This is a genomic window from Xanthomonas hortorum pv. pelargonii, assembly GCF_024499015.1.
Lineage (GTDB): Bacteria > Pseudomonadota > Gammaproteobacteria > Xanthomonadales > Xanthomonadaceae > Xanthomonas > Xanthomonas hortorum_B.
The window spans coordinates 2,258,108-2,281,133 of record NZ_CP098604.1 but is presented as its reverse complement, the minus strand read 5'-3'; the positions used below and the strand labels follow the sequence as shown (position 1 = coordinate 2,281,133).

General features: G+C 65.2%; 17 protein-coding genes and 1 other RNA gene. 9 read left to right on the top strand and 9 right to left on the bottom strand.

The features are described 5' to 3' along the window. The first annotated feature begins 9 nt into the window (after positions 1–9). The gene (locus tag NDY25_RS10045; protein ID WP_168957584.1) at positions 10–558 is read left to right on the top strand and encodes a GNAT family N-acetyltransferase; all 549 of its coding nucleotides are present in this window, start codon (positions 10–12) and stop codon (positions 556–558) included. 43 nt (positions 559–601) lie between these two features. Here NDY25_RS10045 and NDY25_RS10040 read toward each other — a convergent pair. Then, a non-coding RNA gene (locus tag NDY25_RS10040) (sX9 sRNA) lies at positions 602–677 on the bottom strand. 77 nt (positions 678–754) lie between these two features. On the opposite strand from NDY25_RS10040, the gene NDY25_RS10035 reads away from it, so the two are divergent. Then, positions 755–1,789: a DUF4272 domain-containing protein gene (locus tag NDY25_RS10035; protein WP_168957583.1), complete on the top strand. Its 1,035-nt coding sequence runs from the start codon at positions 755–757 to the stop codon at positions 1,787–1,789. Positions 1,790–1,923: 134 nt separating this feature from the next. Here NDY25_RS10035 and NDY25_RS10030 read toward each other — a convergent pair whose 3' ends face one another. After that, positions 1,924–2,592, bottom strand: a complete 669-nt coding sequence (locus NDY25_RS10030) for a YceH family protein (protein ID WP_168957582.1) — start codon at positions 2,590–2,592, stop codon at positions 1,924–1,926. 127 nt (positions 2,593–2,719) lie between these two features. Here NDY25_RS10030 and NDY25_RS10025 point away from each other — a divergent pair, with 127 nt between their 5' ends. Further along, entirely contained in the window at positions 2,720–3,682 is a 963-nt protein-coding gene (locus tag NDY25_RS10025; protein WP_168957602.1) for a 5'-nucleotidase, lipoprotein e(P4) family, read from the top strand. After that, on the top strand, positions 3,679–4,410 hold the full coding sequence (gene pyrF, locus NDY25_RS10020) for an orotidine-5'-phosphate decarboxylase (protein WP_168957581.1): 732 nt from the start codon (positions 3,679–3,681) through the stop codon (positions 4,408–4,410). The genes NDY25_RS10025 and pyrF overlap by 4 nt, the downstream gene beginning before the upstream one ends. Before the next feature lie 238 nt (positions 4,411–4,648). Here the strand turns inward: pyrF and NDY25_RS10015 are convergent, their stop codons facing one another. The 4 genes from NDY25_RS10015 to NDY25_RS10000 all read right to left on the bottom strand — a co-directional run bounded on the left by NDY25_RS10015 (position 4,649) and on the right by NDY25_RS10000 (position 13,848). Continuing rightward, entirely contained in the window at positions 4,649–6,169 is a 1,521-nt protein-coding gene (locus tag NDY25_RS10015; RefSeq protein ID WP_168957580.1) for a tryptophan halogenase family protein, read from the bottom strand. A 106-nt stretch (positions 6,170–6,275) separates the two neighbouring features. After that, complete coding sequence (locus NDY25_RS10010; protein ID WP_256627914.1) at positions 6,276–9,308, bottom strand: TonB-dependent receptor domain-containing protein; 3,033 nt, start codon at positions 9,306–9,308, stop codon at positions 6,276–6,278. 323 nt (positions 9,309–9,631) lie between these two features. Further along, positions 9,632–12,661, bottom strand: coding sequence for a TonB-dependent receptor (locus NDY25_RS10005; RefSeq protein WP_168957578.1), 3,030 nt, complete (start codon positions 12,659–12,661; stop codon positions 9,632–9,634). A 134-nt stretch (positions 12,662–12,795) separates the two neighbouring features. Continuing rightward, positions 12,796–13,848 (bottom strand): LacI family DNA-binding transcriptional regulator, encoded by a 1,053-nt coding sequence (locus NDY25_RS10000; protein WP_168957577.1) that lies wholly within the window; start codon positions 13,846–13,848, stop codon positions 12,796–12,798. Between the two features lie 408 nt (positions 13,849–14,256). Here NDY25_RS10000 and NDY25_RS09995 point away from each other — a divergent pair, with 408 nt between their 5' ends. From NDY25_RS09995 to NDY25_RS09985, 3 genes are all read left to right on the top strand, one after another. Further along, positions 14,257–15,231 carry a hypothetical protein gene (locus NDY25_RS09995; protein ID WP_168957576.1) on the top strand — a complete coding sequence of 325 codons (975 nt, stop codon included), beginning with the start codon at positions 14,257–14,259 and terminating at the stop codon, positions 15,229–15,231. Further along, positions 15,231–17,909, top strand: a complete 2,679-nt coding sequence (gene plsB, locus NDY25_RS09990) for a glycerol-3-phosphate 1-O-acyltransferase PlsB (protein ID WP_168957575.1) — start codon at positions 15,231–15,233, stop codon at positions 17,907–17,909. Before NDY25_RS09995 ends, plsB begins: the two co-directional genes overlap by 1 nt. Positions 17,910–18,227: 318 nt before the next feature. After that, positions 18,228–19,211 (top strand): zinc-binding dehydrogenase, encoded by a 984-nt coding sequence (locus tag NDY25_RS09985; protein ID WP_168957574.1) that lies wholly within the window; start codon positions 18,228–18,230, stop codon positions 19,209–19,211. 334 nt (positions 19,212–19,545) lie between these two features. Here the strand turns inward: NDY25_RS09985 and NDY25_RS09980 are convergent, their stop codons facing one another. Continuing rightward, a complete protein-coding gene (locus NDY25_RS09980) occupies positions 19,546–19,749 on the bottom strand; it encodes a YdcH family protein (RefSeq protein WP_023905744.1) in 204 nt (67 codons plus the stop codon). Between the two features lie 159 nt (positions 19,750–19,908). On the opposite strand from NDY25_RS09980, the gene NDY25_RS09975 reads away from it, so the two are divergent. Further along, positions 19,909–20,481, top strand: a complete 573-nt coding sequence (locus tag NDY25_RS09975) for a hypothetical protein (protein WP_168957573.1) — start codon at positions 19,909–19,911, stop codon at positions 20,479–20,481. A gap of 194 nt (positions 20,482–20,675) precedes the next feature. After that, the gene (locus tag NDY25_RS09970; protein WP_168957572.1) at positions 20,676–21,029 is read left to right on the top strand and encodes a ribonuclease E inhibitor RraB; all 354 of its coding nucleotides are present in this window, start codon (positions 20,676–20,678) and stop codon (positions 21,027–21,029) included. 88 nt (positions 21,030–21,117) lie between these two features. Here the strand turns inward: NDY25_RS09970 and NDY25_RS09965 are convergent, their stop codons facing one another. Both NDY25_RS09965 and NDY25_RS09960 read right to left on the bottom strand, forming a co-directional pair. Next, entirely contained in the window at positions 21,118–21,651 is a 534-nt protein-coding gene (locus tag NDY25_RS09965; protein WP_168957601.1) for a lipocalin family protein, read from the bottom strand. Positions 21,652–21,983: 332 nt separating this feature from the next. Continuing rightward, the gene (locus NDY25_RS09960; protein WP_168957571.1) at positions 21,984–23,018 is read right to left on the bottom strand and encodes a glycoside hydrolase family 43 protein; all 1,035 of its coding nucleotides are present in this window, start codon (positions 23,016–23,018) and stop codon (positions 21,984–21,986) included. Positions 23,019–23,026: the final 8 nt, after the last annotated feature.

The following is a 23,026-nucleotide window of genomic DNA, read 5'->3' as shown; positions in this document are numbered from 1 at the left end:
TTTTTCCCGATGCCGGAGTGTGCCGTGACTGTTGTGATCGAAACCGCTCGTTTGCGCCTGCGCACGCTCGATCCCGAGCGCGATGCCGATGCGATATTGGTATTGGTCAATGACCCCGGTTTTATCGCCGGCATCAACGATCGCGGCGTGCGCACGCGCGAGCAGGCGCGAGATCATCTGCGTGAGTGGGCACAGGCGCATCAGGAGACACACGGCTTCGCGCACTGGGCGGTGGAGACGCGCGAGGGCGCGTTTGCAGGCACCTTGGGTCTGCTGTGCCGCGATACCTTGCCGGTGCCGCATATCGGGTTCGCGCTGTTGCCTGTGTACCGAGGCAAGGGTTATGTGACCGAGGCAGGACGGGCGGTGCTGACCTATGCACGCGATGTGCTGGGGTTGTCGCAGCTGTGCGCGATCGTGTCGCCGGACAATGCCGACTCGATTCGCGCATTGGAAACACTCGGATTGCAGCGGCAAGGCCTGCGGGTGCTGAGCCAGGAGGCCGATCCGGTGCTGTATTACACGATCGATCTTGCGCCCGCCGGCATGGACAGCTGAGCGTGCCTCCGGCACCCTGCCGGCTTATCTCACGGCCAAAAGTGGCTAACAAAACCTGGCGAGTGTTCGTCAGCTCGGCGCGGACAGCGCGGAGCAACCGCAGCGTACGAGGGGTACATAAGGGACCGAACACCGATGACGCCCGCCTGATGGTGAGCGCGGTAGTTTTGTTCGTCACCCCAACAAGGACACCCGCATGCCATTGCTGGTCAACGCCTATTCCACCCTGCGCGACCCGGTGTGGCCGGATTTTCTGCCGCGTACCGCCGTGCAGCACCGCGACCACGCCGATCCGGAACTGGCGACGCATCTGCATGGTTTTGTCGGCTACGTGAATCAGGCCGGCGACGGCCAGATGACCCAGGCGCGCTATCACCTGATGCGGCATGTGCAGCGGGTGCGTCAGCACTTCACCTTCGAGGTCGACGACGCGGCTTTCGGGGAATTGGCGCAGTGGGCCGAGCAGGCCAACGCGGTATGTTTTCTGGCCGACGGCAGCGTGCGCGACCCGCACGGGCGGGTGCTGATCAGCCAGGGCGAGCCGGCGATCGACGATGAGGCGCAGGTGCCGTATCCGCCGGATGCGTTGGAGCGGCGTGCGCAGCAACTGGCCCGGCTGACCGCGCAAGGCATCCGCGTGCCGCCCAGCTTGCCGCCGGTGCCCGGCGAGGCCGAAGCGCGGGTGCGCGATAGCGCAGCGGTGACACAACGGATGCTGGCGTTGTTTGCGGTGGCCTTGCGTGCGGAGATTCTGGCCTCTGGCGATGCACCACCATCGTTGGACGAAGTTGAAACCCGTCTGCCGGGCCTGGGGGCCGCGCTGTCGCCGCAGGAACGTACCTTCTTTTCCCAACCCGCGCCGGAGCCGCAGCAGCTCGCCAACTTCGGCTGGCGCTACGAGAGCCTGGCCGTGCTGCAGTGGGCCCTGGGGCTGGCCGACGCGCTGCCGGAGCCAACCGACCTGTGCGATGTGCCCTCGGCTGCCCAGCGCGCGCTGGAACATGCCGAAGCCGCGACGCGGCCGTCGCTGACGCTACGGCAAGTGCCCGAACTGCTGGATGCGCTGGACCGGCACTTGCGCCTGCACTGGGCGGTGCGCCAGGCCGGCCAGACCCAGCAACCGCCACCGGCCGGCATCGTGCCCGGCGTGGTCTACGAGCGTCACTACACTCTCAACTGGCTGCTGCACTTCGAAGACGCCGATTGGGACGAGGTGGATACGCCGACCTAAGCGGGCGGCCGCAAGGTGCGCCATCACCACTCGGCAAGGACGTCGTCTGTCGACCTTGCCGGTCGTTGCGGGGGGTGCGGTCCGATGAGGGGCGGCGAAGTGAAGTGGACATCTCCGACAGCAGAACAGCGCCCTCAGGCGCCAGCCGCCTCCAGGCGTGCCTGCACTGCGGCCAACGCATCCTGCAGTTCGGCAACGGTGGCTTCCAGGCTTTGCACGCGTGCTTCCAGCTCGCTGCTGTCGGCGCTGCTGCGCGAACTCGGTGCGGCACGCGCAGCCGCAGCCTGCAGGGCTTCCACGTCCAGCTCGCCACTGAGCAGATGCGCATAGCGCTCCTCGCGCTGGCCACTGGCACGCGGCAGCTGCACGGCCAGGTTGCGCTGGATCAACCGGTCCAGATGGTGGCGCACGTCGTCGGCATCGTTGAAACGCACCAGCCGCTCGCTGCGTGCATACAACTCGCCCAGCGTCTGCGGGCCGCGCAACAGCAGCAGGCCGATCACGGCCACTTGTTGCCGGGTCAGATCCAGCACGCTGCCCAGCCGGTGTTCGTAGCGTTCGGCGCGCGAGGAAAACTGCTGGCGTACCAGGCCCAGCGTTTCCAGCTGGCGCAAGGCGTGATGCACCACGCCGGTCTGCAGATTCAGCACCGGCTCGCGCGCGGTCTTCTGGTTGGCGGCCACCTGCGCGGCGTTGACCGTGAGCGGATACGCATCCGGCGTGGTCGCCTCTTTTTCGATCAGGCAGCCGAGCACGCGGGCCTGGGCGGTATCGAGGACGGGCGGGGTAGGTGCGTCTGTCATGGGTGACTCCGGGGGCGATCAGCCCGCAAGCATACCGATCCTGCTCGCGGGTGCTGCCAGCAGTGCGATGGAAGCGTCGGCACACGAACCCGCTAAAATCGCCGACTTCATTGCCGCTCCTGTTCTGGTGGATGCCATGCGCCCCTCGTTTTACGCACCGTTGTCCCTGCTCGCCTGCACCGTGCTGGCCTTGAGCGCCTGCAAGCCCAGCGACAAGGAGTTGGCCCAGCGTGCGCAGGGTGCCGCCGTGTCCGCCAATGCGGCTGCCAGCGCCGCCGCCAAGACCGCCACGCAACCCGCAGCCACCACCGCACCGGCCGGCGACGACAATCTCAACGCGGTGCTGTGGATGCAGCGCTCGGAGGAATACCGCGCCGTGGCCGAGCAGACCTACCGCGCCGCCGCCGACAAGCTGGACGCTGCGCTGAAGCAGCCCAACTGGGACGCGCTGGTGCCCGAAGAGCGCGGCAATGCCGCCACCGGCCTGAAGCCGGCGGTGGTGCTGGACGTGGACGAGACCGTGCTGGACAACTCGCCCTACCAGGCGCGCCTGCTGCGCGATGGCAAGGAATACGACGAGCTGAGTTGGGACCAGTGGGTGGCCGAGAAGAAGGCCGCCGCGATTCCCGGCGTGGTGGATTTTGCCAAGGCGGCCAACGCCCGCGGCATCACCTTGATCTATATCTCCAACCGCGCCGTGCATCTCAAGGACGCCACGCTGGCCAACCTGCGCAGCGTCGGGCTGCCGGTGGCCGATGACAGCGTGTTTCTGGGCCTGGGCACGGTGGTCCAGGGCTGCGAGCAGAACGGCAGCGAGAAGAACTGCCGCCGCCAGCTGGCCGGGCAGAAGTACCGCGTGCTGATGCAGTTCGGCGACCAGCTGGGCGACTTTGTGCAAGTCACCGCCAACACCAGCCAGGCGCGTGGCGCGTTGCTGCAGCAATATCACGACTGGTTCGGCGAGCGCTGGTGGATGCTGCCCAACCCCAGCTACGGCGGCTGGGAGCCGGCGCAGTTCAACAACGACTTCAGCCAGCCCTGGCAGCAGCGCCACGACGCCAAGCGCGCCGCGCTGGAGGTGGCCCGATGAGCCGCGCACCATTGCCGCTGGCCGCGCACGAGCGGCTGATCTTCGCGCTGGATGTGCCCAGCCATGACGAGGCGATCGCCTGGGTGGACCGGCTGGGCGAGTCGGTAGCGTTCTACAAGATCGGCATGGAGCTGCTGGCCTCCGGCGAGTACTTCCACGTGCTCGATGCGCTGGCCAAGCGCAACAAGCGTGTGTTCGTCGACCTGAAATTCTTCGACATCCCCGCCACCGTGGCCGGCACCATCCGCCGCCTGGCGCAGTGGCCGGTGAGCTATTGCACCGTGCACGGCTGGCACGCGGGCATGCTGCAGGCCGCCGCCGAGGCCAACCACGGCGACATGCGCTTGCTGGCGGTGACCGTGCTGACCTCGATGGGCCGGCCGGACCTGGCCGCGATGGGTATCGACCGCGAACCGGTGGAGGTGGTGGTGGAGCGCGCGCTGGCCGCCCAGGCCGCCGGCATCGATGGAGTGATCGCCTCCGGCCAGGAAGCCGGCCCGATCCGCCGCGCCACCGGCGCTGCGTTTTCGATCGTCTGCCCCGGCATCCGCCCCGGCGGCCCGGTCGGCGACGACCAGCAGCGCACCGTGGGCGTAGCGCAGGCGTTCAACGATGGCGCCGATGCCATCGTGGTCGGCCGCCCGATTCGCCTGGCTGCCGATCCGGCGGCGGCGGCGAATGCGATCCAGGCTGAGATTCGTAAGGCATTGGGGCAGCGCCAGGCGTAGTGGAGGCGCCTGATGGGATCCGCTGGTCAATAAAATCAATAAGTTAATTCGGTAGAATTAAAGTGTTGCTTTAACGTTAAGGGCTGCGTACGATGCCCTCGTCCGATGTCAGTCGGAAGCTGTGCCACTCATTGTCCACCGGGCTTGTCCCGGTTTTCGAAGGGATCGGGCCTTGTGCCCGATCCTTTTTTTTGCCTGCAGATTGGCGAGTGCGGCGACTGCGGCGTCGAACAATCGCTCAACGCGCCGCCGCCGCCTTGCAGTAGCGATCGATGAACTGCTGGTGGCTGGGCATGACATCCACGCAGTGGCCGATGGTCTGCGCGATGCTCGCCAGAAATCCTTCTGCATCGCGGTCGGGCACCTGGTCCACCAGCGGGTGGTAGCCCTGCGGCAGCACGCCCTGGCCGACCATCACCTGCACCCAGCTGATCTCGGCGAACATTTCCTCGGCATTGCGGTAGAAGCGCCCGCTGTCGCGGAACAGGTCCAGGGTGAATTGCAGTTCCGGGGTGATCTGCATGGTGCGGCAGTGGCGCCAGAACGCGCTGTCGTCGCGCTCGGTGGCGTGGTAATGCAGCACCAGGAAATCGCGGATGCGGTCGAACTCGAACGCCAGCCGGTCGTTGTAGCGCTGCACCAACACCGGGCTGATGCCCTCGCGCGGAAACAATTCCAGCAGCCGAGAAATGCCGGCCTGGATTAGATGGATGCTGGTCGATTCCAGTGGCTCCAGAAAGCCGCTCGCCAGGCCCAGCGCCACCACATTGCGGTTCCAGAACTGCTTGCGCCGCCCGGTGGTGAAGCGCAGCGGGCGCGGATCGGCCAGCGCTTTGCCATCCAGGTTGGCGAGCAGCGTGGCGGCGGCTTCGTCGTCGCTGATGTGCTCGCTGGAATAGACATAGCCGTTGCCGGTGCGGTGCTGCAGCGGAATGCGCCACTGCCAGCCGGCCGCGCGCGCGGTGGAGCGCGTGTACGGCGTGGGCGGGCCGACGTTTTCGCACGGCACCGCCAGTGCGCGATCGCAGGGCAGCCAATGGGTGAAGTCGTGGTAACCGGTGTGCAGCACTTCTTCGATCAACAACCCACGGAAGCCGGAGCAGTCGATAAACAAGTCGCCACTGACCACTTGCCCGGACGCCAGCTGCAGCGATTGCACATGGCCGGTGTCCGGATGCAGCTGCACCTGTTCGACCAGGCCTTCGATACGCGTGACGCCGCGCTGTTCGGCATAGCCGCGCAAAAACCGCGCGTAGTGCGAGGCATCGAAGTGATACGCGTAGGCGATATTGGCCAGCGGCGAGTTGGCCGGTACATCGCCGGCCGAGGTCATGAACTTGCCGCGCACGGCGGCCACGGTATTGAGCGTGTACGCGCCTAGCGGCTGCGCCTTGCCGCGCAAGTGTTGCTTGATCCAGTACTGATGGAACGGCAGCAGCCCGAGCGGATGCCCGATCTGAGTGCCGAAGCCGTGGATGTACGAGGTGCCGGGCCGCTGCCAGTCGACGAACTCGATACCGAGCTTGAAGCTGCCCTGGGTCTGTCGCACGAACTCGGCTTCGTCGATGCCGAGCAGATTGTTGAAGGCCTTGATATGCGGCACGGTGGCCTCGCCGACGCCCACGGTGCCGAGCTGCTCGGATTCGATCAGCTGCACGTTGAAGCCAGGGCCAAGCACGCGCGCGAAGGCGGCGGCCGCCATCCAGCCGGCGGTGCCGCCACCGACGATGACGATGTTGCGAAGCGGGGCGGGGATCATCGGGTTCCGGTCCTGCAATGAGTAAGTGACTGATAGGCGAACGGGGCCAATCGGCCCCGTTCGACTCACGCGCATCCAACTGCATGCGCGTGCACGTTGCGATGAATCAGAACTTTGCGCCCACCTCGAAGATCACGCTGCGTGGCACGTAGCTGATCTCGCCGTTGTTGACCACGGTGATGTCCGGCTCAAGCCGTCCGTTGCTGCCGAAGCTGTTGTATTCGTACTGAGTGAAGTTCTTGAAGTCGAACGCGTTGAGCACGTTGACCCGTGCGGTCAGCTTGAAGTCGCCAGCCACGGTGAAGTCCTTGGTGGCCTGCAGATCGACGGTGCGATAACCCCAGATCTTGCCGCCCAGCAGGAACTTGCCGTTGCCCGGCGGGACGACGCCGACCTGCTGGCAGGTGCCGCCATCGGGATCGGTGAAGCCGTAGCAGGCGATCGTGTTGATCGGCTCCGGCGTGGCCAACACCAGCTTGGCGCCGAAGGTGACGCCCCACGGACCATCCAGCGAGCCGGAAGCCACGAAGCGATGCGCAGAGGCCGCATCGGACTTCACGAACGGGTAGTCGCGGATGGTGGCCTTGTCGAACGCAAACGGCTCGTCGATGTTGCGGTTCTGGCGCGCGCTGGTATGCGTGTACGCCAGGTTCAAGCCCCAACCCGATTCCTTGGTGTACGGCTTTTCGGCCGACAGCAAGACCTGGCTGCTGCGCTGCTCCAGACCGTTGTCGCCGATGATGGTATTGCGATAGCCGGGCACCGGCTCGCCCCACGGTACGCCACCGTTGGCGTCGAAATACGCGCCGTTCGGATAGCGGTTGACCAGGCTCATCACCAGGCCGTCGTAAGACGGGATGCGCTGGAAGGTGACATCGGTCAGCCAGTCGCCAACCTGGTTGCTGATGCCGATGCTGTACTGGTCGCTGTACGGGGTCTTGAGCTTGTTCTTGAACATGAAAAGCTCGGAGCTGTCGTTGGTGCCATCGATCGTATTGAGCTGATCGATACCGTTGAGAAACGCCGGATTCCATGGGGCGCAGACACGGTCGGTGCGGAAGCAGCCCTGGCCGCTGGCGGCATCGCTGAAGTACACCACCACCGGTGACAGCGCGGCCTTGACCGATTCCAGCGCCAGCTGCTCGAACAGATTGCGGTCGTAGGAACGACCTGCACCGCCGTGGATCACCGCCGCCTCATCGCCGAACAGGTCGTACGAGAAACCCAGACGCGGCGCCCAGGCGTCCTTGAAGTTCTTGCGGTTGTTACCGGTGCTGATGTAATCGGCCACGTTGACGCCGCTGGGCAGCAGGCGGTTGGCCCACGGCTGACCGGGGTTGGCCGGGTCGTCGGAATACAGCGCATCCACGAACGGCTGCGAGGTCACGAAGTCCGTATAGGCCGGGGTGTCTTCATAGTCGTAGCGCACGCCGATGTTGATCATCAACTTGTCGGTGGCGGCCCAGTCGTCCTGCAGATAGATGCCGTACTGCTTGGACGGCGATTCGACCACAGGCAACTGGCCGGGATTGTCGAACGCGCGGATATAGCGCACCTGGAACGGCACCGGCGCCACGCCGTTCTGGCCGACTTCATAACTGAACTGCGGATTGAGCGAGCTGGATTCGCGCGAGGTCAGCTTGATGTCGCGGTAGGTCACGCCGGTCTTGATGGTGTGCTCGCCGTGCCACTCCAGCGCATTGAAGGTCAGGTCGTTCTGGAACGACCAGCCCTTCTGGCTGCGCAGTTTGAAGTCTTCGCCGCTGGCGGCGCCGGTATTGAGAAACACCCACTGGCGCGGGTCGGCCTGGGTGCGATCGATGTAGGTGTAGATCGAACCATTGCCCACGCCGCGCGGCGTCGGCAGATTGCGCGAATCCTCGGTGGTGAGGATGGCTTCGTTGAACCAGCCATCGGCACTGTGCTGCCAACGCAGGCTGGTGCGCTTGTCCTTGTTGACCTTGTCCACGGCGCGGTCGGGCGCGTTCTGGCCGCCCACGTTGCTGACCTGGGTTTCGTCGCGGTACTGCGTGGCCAATTCGATACGATCGTTGTCGGTCGGTTCGAAGTCGATCTTGCCGAAGTACAGGTCCTCGCTAAACGGCATGTTCGACGCGCCGTATTGATCGCGCAGGTTCGACGGCAACAGCCCGATGAAGGGCGTCGCTTCGGCACTGGGTTGCACGCTCTTGGGCGCGACGTTGTCCTTGCCTTCGTAGGCGAAGAAGAAATGCATGCGGTCCTGGATCAGCGGTCCGCCGATCGCAAACCCGTATTCCTTGGTCTGCGAATCGACCTTGCCATCGGCTTCGTCCGGGCGTTCTTTACGCAGGTCCTGATTGGTGAAGCGGTAGAACGCCTCGCCGTGGAACTCGTTGGTGCCGGACTTGGTTGCCGCAGTGATGGCCGCGCCGCTGATCTGGCCGTACTCGGCCTTGTAGTTGGAAGTAATGACCTTGTATTCGCCGATCGCCAACTGCGGGAACGGATTGCCCTGGGTCTCGTCCTGGCCGGCAATGCCGCCGCCGGAGACGTAGCTCTTCTGGCTCACGCCATCGATGTACAGATTGCTGGAGCTGGCGTTGGATGCACCGCCGCGCAACTTGGTGTTGCCGTCCTGGTCGATGGTGAACACCATGCCCGGCACGGTGTCGGCAAATTCCAGGAAGTTGCGCGTGGCCTGCGGCAGCTGCTGGATCTGGCGCAGCGACACGGTGTTGCCCACTTCCGAAGTTTTCACGTCGCGAATCATCGGCGCGCTGACCGTCACCGTCTCCAGCGTGGTCGCATCGCCGGCCGGCGCTGCCGCCGCCTCCGTGCCGAGATCGACAGTGGCGCTGGAGGCCACCGACAGGGTCACCGTGCGGCTGGCACCGTTGGATTCAACCTTGTAGGTGCCCGGCTGCAAACCGACGATGGTGTAGTTGCCGTTGGCATTGACCGGTGCGCGTCGCACCGAGCCGGTGGCGAGGTTGGTGACGACGACCTCGCTGCCGCTTTGCGCGGACGCGACCTGGCCGCGCAACGTGGCGTTGCTGGACTGGGCCATGGCCGGGGTGGTGGCGAACAACGAGGCAGCCAGGGCGCAGCACAACAGGCTACGTGCGGGCAGGGTGGAGACGGTGCGGTGATTCTTCATGACTTTCCCCCTCCCAGGGGTAAAGCGCGAACCAGTGAAGTGACTGGCGCGTCAGGTTGGTGCTTGGTGTGGACGGAACGGGTACAGCGGCAACAGACAGCAGAGACTGCAAACACAACAAAAAACGATCGCGAAGGAAGCGTGTTGCCTGCAGCATCGCTCGCATCAAGCAACGCGCTGCGTGGACACACTGCCGATAAGCAAACTGCATGACACCTGCAGGCGGCCCCTCCCCAGTGCAATGGGGCCGTGCAGTGATCGACGACGGGTCTGGTAACCAACGGCATTCGGTGCCGAGGCACCGGGCGCCGTCCAGCCAGCCGTTACCAGATGATGCGTGCGCTCATGAACAAGGTGCGGGGCGGGGTGGACATCGCCCCGTACTGGTTGATGCTCACGCGCGGGTCGTAGGTACCGGCAGTGCCCCAATCGATGCTGTACTGATCGTAGTTGCGGAAGTTCAGCGCATTGATCAGATCACCGCGCACCTGCACGGTGACCGCGTCGGTGATGTGCATGTCCTTGGACAACGACAGATCCAGCTGGCGGGTGCCGAAGATGTCGCCGCCGGCGATGAACTTGCCACCGGGCGCATCCACCGAGACCACGCGGATATTGTCCGAATTCGGGCCACCATACTGGTCGTAGGAGATCGCCTCGTTGCGCGGCGGCACCGTGGCCAGGGTCAGCTTGGCCGAGCCGCTGATGCCCCAGAACAGATCGTAGATGCCGGTAAGCACCAGGCGATGACGCGGCACCGCGTTGAGGTCCAGAAACGGATAGTCGGCGATGGTGGCCGCATCGAAGCCGTAGCGATCGTCGTTGCCGCGATTGCCGCGCGCACGCGAGAAGGTGTACGCCGCGGTCAGGCCCCAGCCGCTTTCCTGCGTATAGGCCTTGTCCGCCGATAGCAGCAACTGACCGGTCTTGGTCTCCACGCCGTTGTTGCCGATGATCAGGTTGCCGAAGCCCTGGGGCGTCTGTCCGAATGCCTGGCCGCCGTTCTGGAAGAACTCGCCGTTGGCATAGCGGTTGCCCAGGGTGAAGATGAAACCATCCTTGCTGTGGATATACGACACCGTTGCCGAGGTGTTCCAGTCGCCCAGCTGAGTGCGCAAGCCCAGCGAATACTGGTCCGCATACGGCGTCTTCAGATCGTTGTTGAGCAGATTGATCTCGCCGTTGCGCACGCGCGCATCGACCAGGTTGCCCAGGCTATCCGGGTTGCTCACAAAGGCCGGATCGAAGGGCGCGCAGGTGCCGGGCGCAGGGATGCAGCCGGTGGGGCCGGCAAAGCGGATCGTGTACTGCGCCAGCGCGGATTTGATCTGCTCCAGGCCCATCACGTCGAACAGGTTGCGGTCATAGCTGCGGCCGGCACCACCGAACAGCACCAGCGACTCGTCGCCACGGAAGTCGTAGGAAAAGCCCAGCCGCGGCGCGAAATTATTGTTGTCCTGTTTGCGATTGCGGCCGTTGCTGATGTAGTCGTTGATGTTCACCCCGCCCTTGGCCAATTGCTCGGCGTAGGTGGCGCTCACGGCTGGATCGGTGCCGGGGCCGTTCAAGGCCGCCACCACTTCCGGCGGGGTCACGTTGTCCAGGTACGAGGGAATCTTTTCGCCATCCCAGCGCACGCCGATATTCAACTGCAGCTTGTCGTTGACGTCCCAATCGTCCTGGATGTACAGGCCCAGCTGCTTGCTGGTGGTGGTCACCGACGGCGCGGCGCCGGCGAACGGCAGGTTGAAGCGCACCTGATACGGAATGGCGGCGGTACCGACGCCATCGCCCACTGCGTAGTAGAAGGACGGATTGGCCGCAGAATTCTCGCTCTGGGTCAGCTCCACTTCCTTGTACTTCACGCCCATCTTGATGACGTGATTGCCGTGCCACTCGAGATTGTTGAAGGTCAGGTCGTTCTGGAAGCTGGGGCCTTTCTGGCCCTTGCGCTGGATCGCCAACCCGCTGGTGGCACCGTCGTTGAGCAGCACGTCGTCTTCGGCGATGCCGCGCGTGTACACGGTCTGGCTACCCACGGTGTAGGCGGTGGGATTGAACAACACGTCCTCGTAGGACACGCGTGCTTCGTTGACGTAGCGCTCGCCGTAATGCTGCCAGCGCAGGTCGAAGCGTTTTTCGGTGTTGAGGTTGATCTTGGAGGCGATTGCGGTGGTCTGGCCGCCGACGCTGTCGCGGCTTTCTTCGTCGCGGTATTTGCCTGTGAGTTCCAGGCGGTCGTTCTCGCCGATGTCCCAGTCCACCTTGCCGAAATACAGGTCTTCGTTGAACGGACGGGTCACCGAGCCCAGCCGGCTCCGCACGCCGGCCGGCAGGTCGTCGCTGAGCGCGCTGAAACGATCGGGCACGGCCACCGGATCGGCCGAGACCTCGAAGCCCTTGCCTTCGTAGCTGAAGAAGAAATGCGCCTTGTCCTGCACGATCGGCCCGCTCAGCGCAAAACCGTATTCGTCCTGGTGGGTCTTGCGCTTGTTGCCGTCGGCATTGGGTGCGCCGGCGCGCTCATCGGCCTGGCGCGCACGGAAATCGGTATTGCTGGTGCGCCCGAAGATCTCGCCGTGGAATTCATTGCCGCCTGACTTGGTCGAGGCCACGATCGCCGCCGAACCCACCTGGTCGAACTCGGCCTTGTAGTTGGAGGTGATGACCTTGTACTCGCCGATCGCCAGCTGCGGGAACGGATTGCCCGCGCTCTGCTCCTGGCCGGACACGCCGCCGAACAGGTAGCTCTTCTGGCCAACGCCGTCGATGTAGACGTTCACCGCCGAGCTACCCTGCGCGCCGCCGCGGATCTGGCTGTTGCCGTTGGAGTTGGTCTCGAACTGCATGCCCGGCACGGTGTCGGCGAACTCCAGGAAGTTGCGCGTCAGCTGCGGCACGGTGCTGATCTGCTTCAGCGACACGTTGGTGCCCACTTCAGAGGTCTTGACCTCCTGCAGCGTGGTGGCGGTGACCTGCACCGCGTCCAGCGTCGTCGCATCGCCGGCAGGTGCGGCTGCCGCCGCGCCGCCCAGGTTCAAGGTGACCGACGAGGCCACCGACAAGGTCACGGTCTGCTCGCTGCCGGGGCCGGCGTCCACCTTGTAGGTGCCCGGAGGCAGGCCGACCAGCGCGTAGCTACCGTCGGCGCCGGTGGGCACGCGTCGGACGGCGCCGTTGGCGACATTGGTCGCGGTCACGGTGGTGCCGGCCTGTGCCGAGGCGACCTGGCCGCGCAACGTCGCGTTGCTGGACTGGGCCATGGCTGGCGTGCTGGCCAGCAACGAGGCGGCCAGGGCGCAGCACAACAGGCTGCGCGCCGGCAGGGTGGAGACAGTGCGGTAATGCTTCATGACTTTCCCCCTCCCAGGGGTAAAGCGCGAACCAGCGGAGTGGCTGGCGCGTCGGTATTACGTAAAGCGGGACAGCGGGCAACAACTGCGGGGACTGCAAGCAACACAAGCTCAGCAAAGCGCGGTGGCGCGTCTCAGGTAGGAGGCGCAGCACGCGGCGCGCTGGAAGCGCGCACGATCAATTCGGGAACCATTTCGGAGAACGCCGGCGGGGCGGCATCGGTGGGCGGTGCAGGCGCATCGACCAATTGCTGACCTAGCAACAGTTGCAATGCACGCGCGCCCAGCCCGGCGATATCCACCCGCATGGTGGTCAGCGCCGGCAGCACGTAGCGCGCCATCGGCACGTCGTCGAAGCCGGCCAGCGCGATGTCCTGCGGCACCTTCAGCCCGGCATGGCCGAGCGCGAACAGGCAGCCCAGCGCCATCATGTCGTTGGCCGCGAATACCGCATCCGGGCGCGTGTCCTGCGCCAGCGTCTGGCCGGCGCGGTAGCCGGATTCTTCATCGAAGTTGCCCGGCAGCACCCACGGCTGCGCCTGCGCATCCAGCGCCAGCTCGTCGCGGTAGCCGCGCAGACGCTCGTGCGCATCGAAGTTGTCGGCCGGCCCGGCGATGAAGGCGATGCGGCGATGGCCGCTGTCGCGCAGATGCCGCGTCATCGTCCGCGCGCCGCCGTAGTTGTCCACGTTGAGCACCGGGCGCTGGCTGGCCGTGCCGGCGCAGTTGAGCAGCACCGCCGGCAGCCCGCCGGGCAGCGCATCTTCGTGCACGCCGGAGTCGCCCAGCGAAGGCGACATCACCACCACCCCGTCCACGCGCCCGGGCAGGCGTTCCAGCGCCTTGCGCTGCGCCTGCGGATCGCCGTGCGAGCTGGACACCAGCAGGTGATAGCCCTGCTCGCGTGCGACTTGGTCGATGCCGCGGATCAATTCGGAAAAGAATTCGCCATGCAGATCCGGCAACACCACGCCGATGGTGTGGGTGCGACGGCTGCTCAAGCTGCGCGCGGCGTGATGCGGGATGTAGTGCAGCGCACGGGCGACCTGCAACACGCGTTCGCGCACCGACTCGGCCACGTGCTGATGCCCGTTCATGGTGCGCGAGACCGTGGCCACAGACACCTGCGCTTCGCGCGCGACATCCTTGATGGTGACGCTACCGCCTTCGGACCTTGGTCGACTCATGCTCTCGCACTCCCCAAAACAACGCGCCTGGCGCCGCGCGCCGGGTCAGGGCGCATGGTCCGCTGGCGCAGAACATTCGTGCCACACATGCACATGGATGACATCGGCCCCGACCGATGGCGATCTCAGAACGAGATGGCGCGCACGCTAGCAGGAACTGCAAGCGCTTACATGATGCGCTGCAGCATTGCAGCAAACGCAGGCGGCACAAGGGCTCGGAGCAGATGCCTGGACAAGTTTGTCCGGAGAAGACAACAGCGGTCAATGTCGGACACTGGACGACAACATGCCTGGAACTACGAAAATCTAACGTTTTCCACCGTACCCGAGCGCACGGTTGTCGCGCGCCTTGCCGCCAACGCATTCAGACAGCAAGATGCGCCGATCGATCAGGGGAACATCGTGCGCATGTCGCTATCCACCGTCCGCGCCGGCCGGTTCCAGTCCATCGCGTGGGTGCTGCTGGCGGCGCTATGTGCCAGCAGCTGCCAGCGCAGCGACACCGCCGCTGCCTTGCCCGGCGCCACCGCCGAGCCGGCAGCGGCGATGCAGTCGATGACCACGCCATTGCGGCGCAACGATCTGGTTGCCTATGCGCGGATCCGGGTCACGCCTGCGCAGTACACCCAGCTGGAAGCGGCCTGGCGTAGCGGTGCCAGCCGCTGGCCGCTGACCGAGCTGCCGCTGCCCAGTGAGGTGGGCAACCTGCTCGGCACGCTGTCGGCGCCCGGTGCCGAACGCCAGCTGCAACAGGCCTTCGATGCGCAACTGGCCGGGCAGGCGCAGGGCATCCGCCAGGCCGCGCAGTCGCTGGGCCAGTTCGGCGTGCAATACCTGCGCAGCCGCAACGACTACCAGCCCGAGCAGCGCGCGCATTACGTGCAACTGGTCGACGCCCTGAGCGCCTGGGCCGCGACCGCGCCGCTGGCCGATCGCGCCCGCGCCAAGGCCAGCATCACCGACCTGGTGACTGCCGCCCGCGCCACCGGCATCGGCTCGGACGCCGATCTGCAGCGCTTGGGGATGGAAGAGAGCCTGCGCCGGCTGGGGCCGTTCTGGGCAGCGGCCAAGCAGGTGCTGGAGCGCTACGGCCTGTCGCTGGACACCAGCCTGGATGCGCTGCGCACCGGCTTGATCAAACAGGAGGGCGAGCGCGCCCAGGTGCGGCTGCGCTATCCCCTGGCTGCGCATGACATCGACCTCACCATCGCCCTGCTCAAGCGCGAAGGCCACTGGTACCCGCAGCAGACCCAGGACGAGGTGCAGGCGCTACTCAGCGCCGCGCCGGCCGCGCCCCTACCCGACGCCGCTGCAGCGCCCGACACCCCGCCGGCCGCGCCCGCCCCGCCCGCCGCCACCGGGCAACGCCCGGCTGGGCGATAATGACCGTGATGCCAGAACAAAATCCCCTGCCGTTCCCGGACGGCCAGCCCGCCCCGCCCAGTCCTGCCGCAGCCGATAGCGGCGCGAGCGCGGTGGTGCTGCCGCCCGCCGCGTCGTCGTCGCCATCGGCCGCAGACACGCCGCCGCCTGCAGCGCCGGTGTACGCGGCCGCCCGTAACGCCAAACGCCCGTGGTGGGCGCGCCTGCTCGGCCGGCTGGCCGACCCGTGGCTGAGCCTGACCATCGAACCGGACCAACCCGCCCGCTACGACGACGGCACGCCCGTGGTCTACGTGCTGGAGGACTACGGCCTGTCCAGCGCCCTGATCCTGGACAAGGCCTGCCGCGAGGCCGGCCTGCCCTCGCCACTGGTGCCGCTGCCGGGCGACCCGCTGCAGCGCAAGCGCGCCTACCTGGCGCTGTCTCGGCGCAGCAGCAGCAATTCGTTGATCCCCGAGCAGCGCGGCGGTAAGACCCATTCCGACTCGCTGGCCAAGTTGCTGCAGGCGCACCGCGTGCGCGACGACCTGGACGTGCATCTGGTGCCGGTGTCGATCTTCGTCGGCCGTGCGCCCGACAAGCAGAGCGGCTGGTTCGCAGTGCTGTTTTCGGAAAACTGGGCGCTGGTCGGCCGCTTCCGGCGCCTGCTGGCGGTGCTGCTCAATGGCCGCACCACCATCGTGCGCTTCGCCCCGCCGATCTCGCTGCGCCAGACCATGGCCGAGGGGCTGCCGCCCGAGCGCACCCTGCGCAAATTGCAGCGCGTGTTGCGCACGCATTTCCGGCGTATCCGCGAGGCGGTGATCGGGCCGGATCTGTCCACCCGCCGCCTGCTGGTGGACCAGGTGCTGGCCGCCGACTCGGTGCGCGAGGCCATCGCCACCCAGGCCAGGCGCGACAACTCCAAGCCGGTGGATGCCTGGCGCAAGGCGCATGCCTATGCCTGGGAAATCGCCGCCGACTATTCCAGCCCGGTGGTGCGCTCGGCCAGCTTCCTGCTCACCCACGTGTGGAACCGCATCTACGCCGGCGTGCTGGTGCATCACCTGGACAAGCTCAAGCAGGCCGCGCCCGGGCACGAAGTGGTCTACGTGCCCAGCCACCGCAGCCATATGGATTACCTGCTGCTGAGCTACCTGCTGTACGAGCGCGGCATCGTGCCGCCACACATCGTGGCCGGCATCAACCTCAATCTGCCGGTGGTCGGCACGCTGCTGCGCAAGGGCGGCGCGTTCTTCATCCGCCGCAGTATCCGCGGCAACGCGCTGTATTCGGCGGTGCTCAGCGAATACGTCGCCCAACTGGTGGCCGGCGGCTATTCGATCGAATACTTCGTCGAAGGCGGGCGCTCGCGTACCGGGCGTCTGCTGCAGCCCAAGGGCGGCATGATCGCGATGACGCTGCGCGCCTACCTGCGCCAGCCGCGCAAACCGGTGCTGTTCCAGCCGGTCTACATCGGCTATGAAAAGCTGATGGAAGGCAACAGCTATCTGGACGAGCTCACCGGCCGGCCGAAGGAAAAGGAATCCATCTGGGGCCTGCTGTGGTCGATTCCCAAAGTACTCAAGCAGAACTACGGCCAGGTGGTGGTGAACTTCGGCGAGCCGATCGCGCTCAACGACGTGCTGGCCAAGCACGCCCCGGAGTGGGATGGTCAACCGCTGCCCGACGACGAAAAACCCAGCTGGCTCGCGCCGGCGGTGGACACGCTGTCCACCCAGATCCAGACCCGCATCAACTGCGCCGCCGACGTCAACCCGATCAACCTGCTGGCGCTGGCGCTGCTGTCCACGCCCAAGCACGCGATGGGCGAGGCCGACCTGATCGCGCAGATCGAGTTGTGCAAGAAGCTGCTGGCGGAGATGCCGTATTCGGACCGCGTCACTGTCACCCCGCACACCCCGGCGCGCATCATCACCCACGCCGAAGAGATCAACGTGCTCACGCGTGTGTCGCATCCGCTGGGCGATGTGCTCAGCGTCAGCGGCGACACCGCGGTGTTGCTGAGCTACTTCCGCAACAACGTGCTGCATTTGTTTACGGCGTCTTCGTGGGTGGCGTGCTGCTTCCAGAACAACCGCCGCATGAGCCGTGCCGGTCTGCTGCGGCTGGGTCGCACCGTGTACCCGTTCCTGCAGGCGGAGTTGTTCCTGCCCTGGAGCGAGGATCGCTTTGCCGAACGCATCGAACAGACCATCGACATGTTCGTGCGCGAGGGCCTGCTGCTCAACGTCGCCGACGACGATGGCGGCGTGCTGACCCGCAACACCGGGCAGACCGACGAAGTGTTCCGTCTGCGTGCGATCGGCCACTCGTTGCAGCAGGCGTTCGAGCGTTATTACATCGCCATCTCGGTGCTGGTGAAGAACGGCCCCGGCGTGCTCGGCGCCGGCGAACTGGAAAGCCTGTGCCAACAGGCCGCGCAACGCCTGAGCCTGTTGTACGCCCCGGCCGCCCCGGAGTTCTTCGACAAGACCCTGTTCCGCAGCTTCATCCAGAAACTGCGCGAGCTGCGTCTGGTGTGGCCGGACGAGAACAGCAAGCTGGTGTTCGACGAGCGCCTGGATGCGTGGGCCAAGGATGCCAAGTTCATCCTGGGCCGTGAGCTGCGGCACACCATCGAGCGTGTCAGCCCGGAAGCGGCAAAGCCGGATGTGGTGGCACCGCCGGCTGAGTAAGCGGCGGTACAAACGCCATCGTCTCCCGGCAGTACGTAAGGGTGGGCCAATGGCAGGGCACTTGTAGGTAGGCGCAGACACGCGCGACGTTTTCCTTCTCCCCTCGGGAGAAGGTGCCCGAAGGGCGGATGAGGGTCGGCCAGCACGCAAATCATCCAGCGCTGCAGCAGACCAACGTCACTACTCGCGCACGCCAACAACTTCACACAACAGTTCCGTCCGTTTCATCCCCCTCTTGCAGCCCTGCCGATAGCATCGCGCCACCTTTCACAACGATCGGGCGCGTCGCAGCAAGAGCGTGCCCGGCAGGAGACCTCCGTGCGCGCAGCCATCCACACCCAATTCGGTGACCCCGCCCAGGTGCTCGAACTCGGCGAGCGGCCTATGCCGCAACCAGGCAAAGGCCAGGTCCGCATCGCCATGCGCCGTTCGCCTATCCACAACCACGACCTGTGGACCGTGCGCGGCAACTACGGCTACAAGCCCGAACTCCCGGCCATCGGCGGCAGTGAAGCGGCGGGCGTGATCGACGCCCTCGGCGAAGGTGTCGAAGGCCTGCAGGTCGGCCAACGCGTCGTCGCAGCCGGCGTGCACGAAAGCTGGGCCGAATACTTCCTTGCTGACGCCTCCGGCGTCGTCCCGCTGCCCGACGCACTCGACGATGACCGCGACTGCCAGTTGATCGCCATGCCGCTGAGCGCCCTCATGCTGATCGAATCCTTGCACGTCAAAAAAGGCGACTGGATCGTGCAGAACACCGCCAACGGCGCGGTCGGCAAGACCGTGGCCATGCTCGCCGCCGCACGCGGCATCAACGTGATCAACCTGGTGCGCCGCGACGCCGGCGTGGACGAGCTGAAAGCGCTGGGCATCGGCAACGCAATCTCCACCGCGCAAGCAGGCTGGCAGGACAAGGCGCGCGCGCTGGCCGGCGACGCACCGATCGTGCGCGCCATCGACTCGGTGGCCGGCAGCGCGGCCGGCGAGTTGATGGCGCTGCTGGCCGAAGGCGGCGAGCTGATTTCGTTCGGCTCGATGACCGGCGAGCCGCTGCAGATTTCCAGCGGCGATGTGATCTTCAAGCAGGCCAGCGTGCGCGGCTTCTGGGGCAGCAAGGTCACGGCCGCCACCAAGCCCGAGGACAAGCGCCGCATGATCGGCGAACTACTCAAGGCTGCCGTCGATGGCAGCTTGGCTCTGCCCGTTGAAGCCGTGTTCGATCTGGAAGATGCCGCCAAAGCCGCCGCAGCAAGTGCCGAACCGGGACGCAGTGGCAAGGTGCTGCTACGCGCAGGCTCATGACGGCGGCTCGGGTCGTCTTACGACAGTCGGCCCCTGACGCGCAGAAGCGATGAGGCGCTCGCACGTCCGCTGACGCGAACAAGCGCCCGGACTCGTTACCCAGATCGGTCGAAGAGAGCGTTTCTCCAAGGCCGGCACATCAAGCCCCTCTCCCCCCGGGAGAGGGGTTGGGGTGAGGGTACGGCCCAAGCGACCAACCCGACGCGCCTCAGCTCAAGCCGGCGGCTGCCATCAAACCAACCCTGCCTGCATCACCGACTGACCCATCTGCCTGTCACTGCGATGCCGATACCAACAACCGCAAAACAAACCCAAGCGGCCGCACGCACCAACCTCACGCCGGCTCGTCAGGCACCAGCTCCATCTCCAGCCGCGTAATGCAGTCCTTGAGATGCAGCTTGCGCTTCTTCAAGCGCTTCATCTGCAGCTCGTCGTCCATGTTTGCGGGCACGCGCTGAATCTCCTCGTCCAACGCGCGGTGGGCGCGCCGCAACTCGGCGATCTGCTCGGCAATCTCGGCGGGTGAGAGGGTTTCCACGGCTCCGAGCATACACAAACCGATGCCGGCCGCGTCACCCGCCGCGCTTGCCAAGCTGCCCGAGGCTGCGACAATGCCAGCGCGCCGTTGGGGAAAAGGCGGCGCGCCCGATCCCATCATTGCCGCGCGGCCACGGCCGTCGAGAAAGGAGTCTTTACGATGCGTTTGCGTTCTTCCCTGCTAGCCCTGAGCCTGCTCACCGCCTCCACCCTGGCCACCGCCGCCGACGTCGCCAAGTACGACGGCTTTCTGTGCTGCAACCTGCGCACCGACGGCAGCTGGATCAGCGACAGCAACTACGCCGAAGATGGCAAGCGCGTGCTCCCCGTCGGCACCCCGGTCAGCGTCACCGGCTTCGGTCGCAACCGCGTCAACCTCAAGATCGCCGGCGAAAAGCAATCCATCGGTAACGACTACAGCCGCGACCTGGACAACACCGCCTTCGCCGCCCGCTACATCCTCACCGCCGACCCCAAGCTCAAGCTCGCCACCTTCCCGCCGAAGATTCGCCAAGCCATCAACGATGGCAAGCTCACCGGCGGCATGACCCGCGAACAGGTCCTGATGGCAGTCGGCTACCCGATCAGCAGCGAGAACCCCAACCTGGAAGCCTCGCTGTGGCGCTACTGGCGCGACAGCTTCTCCGAGTACCAGGTGCAGTTCGGCCCCAGCGGCAAGCTGGTCAAGGTCACCGCGGACCCGCAGTTGATGAATTTGATTTGGGTGCAGTGAACTGTCTCGGTGGTCGCGCATCGCGCGGCCACGTGAGCGGCGACTTCATCGCCTCAGCAGGGTGGTGGAAAACCGGGAAAATGGCTGGCTCCAGGAACTGACGTCTGGCTCGCAACGTTACCCAATCAGCACGCGCACAAGCCCGTCGCGACGATTCTTCCTCGGCCAACTGGCTGCCAACGACCGAAGCCACCATGCAACGAAATCCGGATCTGTACCCTAAAGACGATAATGGCGACACCCTTTGGCACATCGCCCAGCAAGGGGTGGATCTTTCGACGCCGCGAGAGATTGCGTTCTCCGTGGTCTTCCCCACGAAGGAATCGGCATTGGCGTTCTCAGTGACGATGCTGCGCTTCGAGCAAAAAGTGCGTTGCTGCCATTACGAAGAAAACACGGCGTTTCCGATGGACGTGACCGTGTATCCGACCATGATCCCGTCGTACAAAGCGATTTCGGCGTTCGAGGAAGAGTTGGCAACAGAGGCCAAGCCGTTAGGAGGTTTGAATGACGGATGGGAGTTTTCTGCGGATGAAAAGAACGTCTAACGCAGGCGGTGTGCGAGAGCCTGCGATGCAGATACTGCATCGCTGATGCGCGTCGCACCTTTCTACCGCATCGGCCCTTGTTACCGCATCAGCGCTGCGACTGTGGCACGCGGCGCAGCTGTGACACGTCATAGCCCATTGCCGCGATACGTTTAACAGCCTGCTGATAGTCGGCATCGGACACCTGCGGAGTACGCGCCATGTACCAGACGTAATCGCGCTTGCTGCGTGCCACGATGGTCTGCGCATAGTCTGCATCCCGCCAGGCGATCACGTACTCGGCCTTGAACGGCCAGAGGAACTGCATGCTCCACAGCGCTCCATTGCCCTCCTTCGCAACTTGGCCAATCGGATGCATGGACTTGAGCGGCGCCTGGAAGCTGCCCTTGCGAAAGGTGAAGGTGGTCTGGATGCGGCCATCCGGTCGCAGCGCATAGCGTTCGACGGCATCGTAGGCCTTGCGCTCGGGCCTGGTAGGAATATGCGCGATGACATACCAGTCGCCCATGAAGCGTGGCACGTCAACAGTGTCTGCGCGGGGCAGTGCAGCGCGTGAATCGCTTGCGCTAGCACTCCCGTAGACCGCAAGCGTCAGTAACAACAGCATCGAACGATGTCGCATGGCAACCTCCATCAAAAGAGCACGTACATGGCCTACGTAGCTGCAATGCACTTGGATGCAGCCCCATGCGATGCAGTTCCGGCCCAGGCGCAAGCTGGCCCTGTGTGCCAGTAGCACGACGGTACCGTGCGAGAAGTCATTGCAGCGTTGAGGAGCGAGACCCAAGAGTTGCGCAGACGGCATGAAACGCGCGATCAGAAAGCCGTGAGCGTTGTTTCGACGATGAGGACCACGACGCGCCTGGAACCTTGGCGATGATTCTCTCGTGCAGTGCTGGCGGGCGCGCTATGACGCCTTGATGGAATCTTGGGAAGAGGCTGCCCAACGACGCATCACCAAGGCGACACCGCGTCTTCCCCATATGGATAGATCGTTGCGATCTTTCCATCCGCATCGTGCTCCAGCGATGCCATTTTGATACTGCGTAGATGCGTCTGTCCGCCTGATAAAACAGCGTCGTGATAGAACAGATACCACTGGCCTTCGAAGGCGCAGATGGAGTGGTGTGTGGTCCAGCCGACCACCGGTGCGAGCAGCACGCCCTGATAAGTGAACGGGCCGTACGGCGTGTCGCTGGTGGCGTAGCAGATCAGGTGGGTGTCGCCGGTGGAATACGACAGGTAATAGCGGCCGGCGTGGTGATGCACCCAGGGGCCTTCGAAGAAGCGGCGGGCATGGTCGCCGGCGCGTAGCGGGGTGCCGTGTTCGTCGAGGATGACGATCTCGCGGGTGGGTTCGGCCAGTTGGGTCATGTCTTCGCCCATGCGTGCGACGCGTGGGCCGAGTGCGGGTGCGTCGTCTGCGGGTTCCTGGTTGGTTTGGTCGTAGACGTTGTCGCGGTAGTGCTGCAGCTGGCCGCCCCAGATCCCGCCGAAGTACAAGTAATGCGCGCCGTCGTGGTCGGCGAACACGGCCGGGTCGATCGAGTAGGTGCCTGCGATGGGCTCGGGTTCGGCAACGAACGGGCCTTCGGGACGATCGCCCACCGCCACACCGATCTGGAAGATGCCATCGGCGCGTTTTGCCGGGAAATATAGGTACGTACGGCCGTCGCGTTGCGCTGCGTCCGGCGCCCACATCTGTCGCTGCGCCCAGGGGACGTCGCGTACGTGCAGCACTTGCCCGAGGTCTTCGACCGGCGCGTTGGGATGCGCCATCCGGAATACGTGGTAGTCGGCCATGTCGAAATGCGAGCCGTCATCGCTGAAGGCAACGCCGGCATCGATGTCGTGCGAGGGATACAGGTACAACGCGCCGTCGAACACGTGTGCGGAAGGGTCGGCGGTATACAGATGGGTGACCAGCGGTGCGGACATGGCGGTGCGCGCCAGCGCCTGCAGTGCATCGGAGTGCAGTTCATCGGACATGCGCGTAC

Excerpts from the sequence above, each read along its gene's own strand:
- NDY25_RS10015 (WP_168957580.1), bottom strand. The coding sequence starts at position 6,169 with ATGATCCCCGCCCCGCTTCGCAACATCGTCATCGTCGGTGGCGGCACC.
- NDY25_RS10035 (WP_168957583.1), top strand. The coding sequence starts at position 755 with ATGCCATTGCTGGTCAACGCCTATTCCACCCTGCGCGACCCGGTGTGG.
- NDY25_RS09965 (WP_168957601.1), bottom strand. The coding sequence starts at position 21,651 with ATGCGACATCGTTCGATGCTGTTGTTACTGACGCTTGCGGTCTACGGG.
- NDY25_RS10005 (WP_168957578.1), bottom strand. The coding sequence starts at position 12,661 with ATGAAGCATTACCGCACTGTCTCCACCCTGCCGGCGCGCAGCCTGTTG.
- NDY25_RS09975 (WP_168957573.1), top strand. The coding sequence starts at position 19,909 with ATGCGTTTGCGTTCTTCCCTGCTAGCCCTGAGCCTGCTCACCGCCTCC.
- NDY25_RS10045 (WP_168957584.1), top strand. The coding sequence starts at position 10 with ATGCCGGAGTGTGCCGTGACTGTTGTGATCGAAACCGCTCGTTTGCGC.
- NDY25_RS09970 (WP_168957572.1), top strand. The coding sequence starts at position 20,676 with ATGCAACGAAATCCGGATCTGTACCCTAAAGACGATAATGGCGACACC.
- NDY25_RS09995 (WP_168957576.1), top strand. The coding sequence starts at position 14,257 with ATGTCGCTATCCACCGTCCGCGCCGGCCGGTTCCAGTCCATCGCGTGG.
- NDY25_RS09960 (WP_168957571.1), bottom strand. The coding sequence starts at position 23,018 with ATGTCCGATGAACTGCACTCCGATGCACTGCAGGCGCTGGCGCGCACC.
- NDY25_RS10030 (WP_168957582.1), bottom strand. The coding sequence starts at position 2,592 with ATGACAGACGCACCTACCCCGCCCGTCCTCGATACCGCCCAGGCCCGC.
- NDY25_RS10010 (WP_256627914.1), bottom strand. The coding sequence starts at position 9,308 with ATGAAGAATCACCGCACCGTCTCCACCCTGCCCGCACGTAGCCTGTTG.
- pyrF (WP_168957581.1), top strand. The coding sequence starts at position 3,679 with ATGAGCCGCGCACCATTGCCGCTGGCCGCGCACGAGCGGCTGATCTTC.
- plsB (WP_168957575.1), top strand. The coding sequence starts at position 15,231 with ATGACCGTGATGCCAGAACAAAATCCCCTGCCGTTCCCGGACGGCCAG.
- NDY25_RS10000 (WP_168957577.1), bottom strand. The coding sequence starts at position 13,848 with ATGAGTCGACCAAGGTCCGAAGGCGGTAGCGTCACCATCAAGGATGTC.